The organism is Halomonas colorata, assembly GCF_014897985.1.
GTDB classification, from domain to species: Bacteria; Pseudomonadota; Gammaproteobacteria; order Pseudomonadales; family Halomonadaceae; genus Vreelandella; species Vreelandella colorata.
Window position 1 is genome coordinate 77,147 of the sequence record NZ_JABUZA010000014.1, and the last position, 6,596, is coordinate 83,742.

Genomic DNA, 6,596 nt, shown 5'->3' on the forward strand with positions numbered 1-6,596 from the left:
CGAGCGTGGCCGATTACCCAGGATTTATTGCCATTGAAACGGGCGAAGACGATGGCCTTCCCCTTGCCATTGCTTGGTCACTACCCGACGGGCGCGTTAAAGAAACCTTGATTCAACCAGACGACAGCTGGATCAAGGAAGATACCAATGCCATGGGCGCTTATAGCATCGAGGAGCTTGAGAGCCTGGGCGTTAGCCCGCTTGAAGTGATTCGCGAGCTTGAGAACGATCATTTTTCGGCGACGCTTTACACAAGCGATAACGGCGATGAAGAAGCCGCACTTGCACGGCTGTTTGATACTTACGGGCTGGACCCATTTGTCGAGCTAGCCCCTGCCCCGGTGCTCTACCCCTCACTTGAGCCGGGCGAATGGCACCGCCAACGACGCGAGACCTTCAGCGAGCTGGGCTTGGAGCCCATGCGTCCAGAGCATGAGCTTGAAGTCATGCTTTCCTTGCACCAGCGGTTGACCGATACGGATTAAGCATTAACGGCCACAGGCGTTTGATCCAGAACCGCCTGGCCTTGAGCAATCGCAGCGGCAAGTGACTCTTCGCGCTGATAAAAAGACGTCAACGCCACGTAAAGGGCGTTGGCGCGCGTGGGCAGGCCTTCCTGTAAATAGCGCTGTTTTCGGGCGTTTACCTTCTCGGCAAATGCGGCACGATCCACTTCAACATCGCCCCCCAGGTTGTCCACGCTGACATGAAAGGTACGCCCACACGCTTCAGCAAACAGTGATTCCAACGCCTGAGGGGAAATTTCGGCTTGCTCAAAAGCGCTTTGCTCCTGGGCATTGCGCCCATCGGGCAAATACCAGTAGCCATAGTCTTCCAGCTGACGGCGCTTGGCACCTGCAATACACCAGTGGCTCATTTCATGCAGGGCGCTGGCGTAAAATCCCCGTGCAAAGATGATTTGATGATAAGGCGTTTGTTCATCAGCAGGCCGATAAAGTGGTTCATCCTTACCGCGCACTAACCGGGTTTGGTAGCGCGGCATAAAAATGCCATCAAAGAGTGCCGTAATGTCTTCAAGCAACCACTTGTCTTGTGTGTGAACCACAATATCCTCGTTATTTAAGCCCTTTTTGCCTAGTATAACGGCCCTCGTTAGGTAGGCTGAAGTCTAAACGGCAAAAACCAGCGAGTCCTGCTAATCTAGCGACGTTTTATAGCTTACTTTACTGACGGAGAGCCTTTCCTTGGCCCGCTTTGCTAACGACATCAAAACTACCTATTGGCCCGAAACCCGCGCCTTGATTGCCTTGGCGCTGCCCATTTGTGGCGCGCAGCTCGCCCAGGCGGGCATGGGGGTAGTCGATGTCATGATGACGGGACGCTTTAATGCTACGTCGCTGGCGGCGGTATCCGTGGGTACAAGCTTATGGGCACCGTTGATGTTATTCATGACGGGTACGCTCATGGGGCTTACGCCGATTGTGGCGTATCACCTCGGCGGGCAGCGCAACGATGCCATTCGCCCGGCGGTGCATCAGGGATTATGGGTGGCTTTAGTACTGGGCATTATCGCCGCGATTCTGCTTAGAACCAGCGTTATGCCCATTTTCGAACTAATGGATGTACCGGCTCAAGTCGCGCAGGATTCAGCGGCCTACCTTTCCGCTGTGGCCTTTGGCATGCCCGGCATCGCGCTTTTTCAGGCGTTACGTGCTTTTTCAGACGGCATGAATCATACGCGGCCATCACTGTGGATCAGTGTTATTGGCCTTCTTGTGAATATTCCAGCTAACTATTTGCTGATTTACGGCGGCGATGGTCTGGTTGACCTGCTGGGCAGCGGCGTGCCTGTTAGCCTGCAGCAAATACCGGCTATGGGCGCCTTTGGCTGTGGTATCGCGACCGCAATCTCCATGTGGACCATGATGTTCACCATGCTGCTGTATACCCGCCGTGGACGTGCTTATAAAAACGTGTCGCTATGGCATCGCTTTACTCCACCTCAGTTGGCAGGCATTAAAGAGCTTATCTTTGTGGGCATGCCGATTGGCGTGGCCATTTTTGTTGAGGTGACTCTTTTCACCTTAATCGCCCTATTTGTCGCAAGCTTAGGAGAGGTAACCGTAGGGGCTCACCAAATCGCGCTAAGCTACACCTCTATCCTGTTTATGTTGCCGCTGTCGCTGAGTATGGCGCTAACAGTACGAGTGGGTAATACACTGGGCAGGCATCGCCCGTTTCTGGCGCGCCAGGTCGCGTGGAATGGCGTTGTGGTAAGCGTGCTCATTGCAGCCTTCAACAGCCTCTTTTTGTGGGTAACGGCAAAGCCGGTGATTGCTTTGTATACCTCGAACTCAGAGATACAGGCGCTTGCGCTTTCCATCGTGGCGTTAGCGGTTATCTTCCAGCTGTCGGATTCCCTGCAGGTGAACCTTGCAGGCGCGCTACGGGGTTATAAAGATACCCGTATCGTCATGGTCATCACGGTGCTTTCCTATTGGATCGTGGGCCTAGGCGGCGGCCACTGGCTGGGTGCTCATGGCATCAACGGTGTGTCTGAACCGCTCGGGGTTCACGGGTACTGGATCGGTTTGATTGCCGGGTTAAGTACCGCAACGGTTCTACTCGGCTGGCGTTTAAAATGGATCAGTCGACAGGAGTAAATCATGCCTCACTGGATGAGGACTCGGTATTGGCTGGCGCTATGTGTAAGCCTGCTGCTGGCAGGCTGTCAGGGCAAGGACGCCGAGCAGCCATGGATAGCCTATCATCAGCAGCTTGCCGAAGACCTGTCCTCTAAAGCAATTGAACGCACGGAAATACCCAATATCGGCGCGTTTCCTGAACGCCGGGAGCGGTTGATTCCGGTCGCAGAAACCCGTGATGGCATGTTAAACATCTACGCACTGCGCGAGTGCCAGATCACCTCTCTCATTGCCGCGCGTAATAATCAGCTAGGCCGTGTGGCGCCGCCAAGCCAGCACTGGTTATATGAACGCGAGCTATGGCAACGTCTAGATGCATGCTGGGAAAGCGATATTCCTGATCACTTAGGTGAAAAAGATAGAGAGCGCCTTGAGCAGCTGACCCTCCTCAAAACAGCTCAGCTGCCCGCCGTTAGTTGGAACGCAATTTTTGATTCTGAGGAGTGGATTAATAGCTTTTCACGGGCCAGCCATCCACTGGTGATTAGCGGCCTTCCCAACTTTGATAAACAGTTTGCCGCGGTTGATTATTTACAGCAGATGGTAGATAGCCAGTTTAGCCAAGCCTGGCAGCAGGACTCCTCTCGGCTTGAAAACCATCTTAAGCATTTACAAGAACGCTCTTTGACCGCCGAAATTTTGCGCACGCTGTTGCTGGCCGCGCAAAGCTTACAAGATGCTAACCAGTTTTTAATTCAACATGAGTCAACCAATGATACGTGCTTAACGCCGTGGGACGACATGCAAACGCTCGACAGCTTTGAAGACAGCGCGCGACAATGGCTAACGGCTATTAATACACTCATCACCAGCCAGCCTGTCGAGCCACCTGACGCTATAAAGTCTTATCAGGCTCAGTGGCTCTCGCTTAGCCATCCCCAGACTCCCTGGCAGCAGTACCTTAAGGCCAGAGAACAACATCAAATGCTTAGAGATAAGCACCCCGTGTGCGTAAACGATTAAATTATTCGATTTCCTCTTAACCTAGCGGTCAACCTGTGCTATTGGTGAACTATGCGGTAAGCATCTTATTGTTTGTCAATGTCGTGACCACGCAGCACAAGGAGGGACATCATGGGCGTATCCCAGTCACCCCGCTCTGCCCAGGTCATTGACCTGGCTACCGCGCGTCAGCGTCAGCAGGCGCAAAAAAGCTTGGTTCGTTTGGCTCCCGAGTTAGATGGCTTGGAAATGGTCTATCAACTCGCGGGAAGCCCCGATGCCTTTTATGGCATGCCTATCTTAGCCTGGGGGTTAAGAGAAGATGGCAATGTCGTGGGATTAGTGCCATGGATGGAAACGCTCACCGCCTGCCAAGAGGTCAATAGTCAGGAAAACGGCTATTTTATTGGCTATCGTGACCCTGAAACGGAAGAGATCTTCGATTCCCCTCCTGATCATAAATATTATGAGCTGACGGCTGCCGCGGATTACTTTGAGTATGAGGCGTCTGGAGACGTCACGCTTATCCAGCAACTCCCCGATACGTTGGGCACCCATGCCCTATGTATGAATCACCCCAATGCTCCATGGCATATAAAGCCTGTTTATGGGTGGCGCTTATACAGCGACGGTTCCGTTGATGCCTTATTAGCCGATGAGCAAAAGGCGACGATGACGCCAATTCTATTGGGCGATAACTGCCTTTATTGCGCCCGCGCCCACCACCAAAGCGTATATTTTTTTCAACGCCACATCGCCAACCGCATTCTTGAAGAAGATCCTGCGACCCTTGAAGCGTTAGCGATGATGGTGATTCCTGAGGAGTAAACCGTCTGTTTGACAGACATATCGAGTAAGGAGCCGTGCGAGGTTATTCGCCATTAGTCGATTCTTGCCTCGCACAGGCTGCACATCATTAAGCTAAACGTATAAAGTAAATATAGTTATCAGTTGTCTCACTGCTCTGCACCAGTTCATGACCTAAAAACTGGCAAAATTTGGGGACATCGCGCGTAGTAGCCGGATCGGTTGCAACGACCTTGAGTATTTGTCCTGAACCCATGTCTCTTACCTTGTTATGCATCAGCATAATCGGCTCAGGGCAATACAGACCGGTAGTGTCCAGCAGCGTGTCATGATGGGGTGAGGCTTCGATATTGTCAGCCATTCATATCCTCGGTTTAGGAAGTAGATAGCATGATTAAAGTTATCATCGAACGGCGTATTATGCCCGGCCTGGAAGATGAGTATGAGCACGCAGCACGAGAAGCCATGCGTGTCTCTCTTGGCGTTAGGGGCTTTGTCAGCGGCGAAACGCTGGTACAACAAGGCCATTCCGATCGTCGTTTGATGATTACCAAGTGGCGCGACTTACGCGCCTGGAAAGAATGGCACGCCAGTGAAGCACGCGCCACTGCCATGCAGAATATCTTACCGCTCTTAACAGAAGACGAGACCGTCCGTATCTACGAAGCGGGCTACTAATGGGCTAGCCTTACGTGCACAGTCACTTCTTCTCTGTCGTGATAAAGATGCCGGCAGGTAACCGTCGCACGGACGCCGGCACTTTCCAGAGCATCGTCTAGCTTTGACAGGCAGCGGTTTACTTCATCCCAACGCTTTTTCATGGGCAGCTTCAGATTGAAAATGGCCTCACGGCACCATTTGCGTGTTAGCCAGCGCTCCACCATGGCGAGCACGCGCACAGGCTTATCGACGATGTCGCACACCAACCAGTCCAGACGCTGAGGCGGCTCCCACGTAAAGCCATCTTCTTTTAGATGATCAATCTGACCGGTGGCCATCAGTTGCTTATCCATCGGGCCGTTATCGATGGCATATACATACATACCGCGCTGTACCAACTGCCATGTCCAGCCACCCGGTGCAGCGCCCAAATCGGCAGCCTGCATATGATCGCCCAGGCGCTCATCCCACTCTTCACGGGGAATAAATTCGTGCCATGCCTCTTCAAGCTTAAGCGTAGAGCGACTTGGCGCACGCGTTGGAAAGCGCAACCGGCGAATACCGTTAAGCAGCTCACTGCGATTACCGGGGAAACTCATACCCAGCTGAACACGATCACCATCGGTCCAGAAGATATGTAGCCGACGTCCACCCGCCTTGCCGCGTAGCGCGCCGCGTTTTTTCAGCATGCTTTGCAGCGGCTTAGTAAGGGCCTTAATAAGCCCCGCCAATGCTTTACCATCATTGGTATCGGGCGTTTCATGCCAGATTTCTTCAAAGCTCCAGCGACTGGCTTTTACCTGATCTAAAATAGCGGTCAGCCGGTCATCGCGCGACAAAGTAAGCGCCGGTAAGGCGGCTAAACTTTGGCGAGCAAAGATAAGCTTCTTAAACGCGGCCTGGCGGTGTAAATCATTAACGGGCTCATCGTCGGTGCGCGTTAGGCTAACCCACCCTTCCCCGTAAGCAGGTTCACAGGTGACATCCTCAAGCTCTGCATGATGCTGCATCTCAGCCAACGCGTCATGTTCAAAGCCAGGACGGCAGTAGACTAACCACGACGTAGGTACCGTTTCACTCACCACTTCACCTCTATTTGCGTCCATCACTCAAAAGCGATAGCCGTTTGATGTAGTCATTGGGGACGCATCATAGCATTAACACGCGCGATTTATTTTCTTCCACGCAAACAAAAAACCCAGCCGGTTGGCTGGGTTTTCTGCGGTATAAATGCCTGACGATGACCTACTCTCGCATGGGGAGACCCCACACTACCATCGGCGCTAAGCGGTTTCACTACTGAGTTCGGCAAGGGATCAGGTGGTTCACGCTCGCTATGGTCGTCAGGCGTAACTTTCAATGTACATCATGCTGTGTTTTGTGGCGTCTCTCGTGCCAAGCGGTTTTTCGCTCAGCGCGCGTATCCGGTGTTCATCGTTATCACTGCGACCAGACCCCTTGGGTGTTATAGGGTCAAGCCTCACGGGCCATTAGTACACGTTAGCTCAACACCTTGCAGTG

At 52.8% G+C, this 6,596-nt stretch carries 8 protein-coding genes and 1 rRNA gene; 5 read left to right on the forward strand and 4 right to left on the reverse strand.

Annotated features, from left to right (window positions below; translation table 11 throughout):
* The first annotated feature begins 5 nt into the window (after positions 1-5).
* A complete protein-coding gene (locus INT33_RS09425) occupies positions 6-485 on the forward strand; it encodes a hypothetical protein (RefSeq protein WP_018917523.1) in 480 nt (159 codons plus the stop codon).
* On the opposite strand, the gene INT33_RS09430 is transcribed toward INT33_RS09425, so the two are convergent.
* Positions 482-1,066 carry an elongation factor P hydroxylase gene (locus INT33_RS09430; RefSeq protein WP_193091735.1) on the reverse strand — a complete coding sequence of 195 codons (585 nt, stop codon included), beginning with the start codon at positions 1,064-1,066 and terminating at the stop codon, positions 482-484. The two genes, INT33_RS09425 and INT33_RS09430, sit on opposite strands and share 4 nt — an antisense overlap.
* Before the next feature lie 139 nt (positions 1,067-1,205).
* Between INT33_RS09430 and INT33_RS09435 the strand changes: the two genes are divergently transcribed.
* The 3 genes from INT33_RS09435 to INT33_RS09445 all read left to right on the forward strand — a co-directional run bounded on the left by INT33_RS09435 (position 1,206) and on the right by INT33_RS09445 (position 4,436).
* Entirely contained in the window at positions 1,206-2,624 is a 1,419-nt protein-coding gene (locus INT33_RS09435; protein WP_193091736.1) for an MATE family efflux transporter, read from the forward strand.
* 3 nt (positions 2,625-2,627) lie between these two features.
* A complete protein-coding gene (locus tag INT33_RS09440; RefSeq protein ID WP_193091737.1) occupies positions 2,628-3,629 on the forward strand; it encodes a DUF3080 family protein in 1,002 nt (333 codons plus the stop codon).
* A gap of 111 nt (positions 3,630-3,740) precedes the next feature.
* Positions 3,741-4,436 (forward strand): hypothetical protein, encoded by a 696-nt coding sequence (locus INT33_RS09445; protein WP_193091738.1) that lies wholly within the window; start codon positions 3,741-3,743, stop codon positions 4,434-4,436.
* 88 nt (positions 4,437-4,524) lie between these two features.
* On the opposite strand, the gene tusA is transcribed toward INT33_RS09445, so the two are convergent.
* A complete protein-coding gene (gene tusA / locus INT33_RS09450) occupies positions 4,525-4,776 on the reverse strand; it encodes a sulfurtransferase TusA (RefSeq protein ID WP_192537679.1) in 252 nt (83 codons plus the stop codon).
* A gap of 29 nt (positions 4,777-4,805) precedes the next feature.
* Between tusA and INT33_RS09455 the strand changes: the two genes are divergently transcribed.
* Positions 4,806-5,093, forward strand: a complete 288-nt coding sequence (locus tag INT33_RS09455) for an antibiotic biosynthesis monooxygenase family protein (protein WP_192537680.1) — start codon at positions 4,806-4,808, stop codon at positions 5,091-5,093.
* Here INT33_RS09455 and rlmM read toward each other — a convergent pair.
* On the reverse strand, positions 5,090-6,157 hold the full coding sequence (gene rlmM, locus INT33_RS09460; protein ID WP_155826475.1) for a 23S rRNA (cytidine(2498)-2'-O)-methyltransferase RlmM: 1,068 nt from the start codon (positions 6,155-6,157) through the stop codon (positions 5,090-5,092). The two genes, INT33_RS09455 and rlmM, sit on opposite strands and share 4 nt — an antisense overlap.
* A 150-nt stretch (positions 6,158-6,307) precedes the next feature.
* Positions 6,308-6,423: ribosomal RNA gene (gene rrf, locus INT33_RS09465) — 5S ribosomal RNA — on the reverse strand.
* Positions 6,424-6,596: the final 173 nt, after the last annotated feature.

Excerpts from the sequence above, each read along its gene's own strand:
- INT33_RS09440 (WP_193091737.1), top strand. The coding sequence starts at position 2,628 with ATGCCTCACTGGATGAGGACTCGGTATTGGCTGGCGCTATGTGTAAGC.
- INT33_RS09445 (WP_193091738.1), top strand. The coding sequence starts at position 3,741 with ATGGGCGTATCCCAGTCACCCCGCTCTGCCCAGGTCATTGACCTGGCT.
- tusA (WP_192537679.1), bottom strand. The coding sequence starts at position 4,776 with ATGGCTGACAATATCGAAGCCTCACCCCATCATGACACGCTGCTGGAC.
- INT33_RS09455 (WP_192537680.1), top strand. The coding sequence starts at position 4,806 with ATGATTAAAGTTATCATCGAACGGCGTATTATGCCCGGCCTGGAAGAT.